Here is a 440-nt window from a genome sequence, read left to right as displayed (position 1 = left end):
GTCACATCGCGGATGCCGGCGACGTTGCGGTTGATCTCCTCCGCCACCGCGCTCTGTTCCTCGGCGGCGCTGGCGATCTGCAGGTTCATGTCGGTGATCACGCTGACCGCCTCGCCGATGCGTTGCAGCGCGGCCACGGCCTGTTCGACCTGGCTCACGCTGTCCTGCGCCTGGCGGTGGCTGTTGCTCATGGCGCCGACCACGTCGCGAGTCCCGTTCTGCAGGCCTTCGATCACCTGGCGAATTTCCTCCACCGAATCCTGGGTGCGCTTGGCGAGGTTGCGCACCTCGTCGGCGACCACCGCGAAGCCGCGCCCGGCTTCCCCGGCGCGGGCCGCTTCGATGGCGGCGTTGAGCGCCAGCAGGTTGGTCTGCTCGGCGATGCCGCGGATCACGTCCAGCACCGAGCCGATCTGCTCGCTGCTCGCCGCCAGGCCTTC

The 440-nt window shown here is 69.3% G+C and carries 1 protein-coding gene; it reads right to left on the bottom strand.

The window, feature by feature from the left end:
• On the bottom strand, positions 1-440 hold a 440-nt coding region (locus ACNFIA_RS31980; protein WP_416790998.1), incomplete at both ends, for a methyl-accepting chemotaxis protein.

This window comes from Pseudomonas sp. NY15437, assembly GCF_048068435.1.
GTDB lineage: Bacteria > Pseudomonadota > Gammaproteobacteria > Pseudomonadales > Pseudomonadaceae > Pseudomonas > Pseudomonas nitroreducens_B.
Note: the sequence above shows the minus strand (reverse complement) of the source record. Positions and strands in the feature narration are given on the sequence as shown.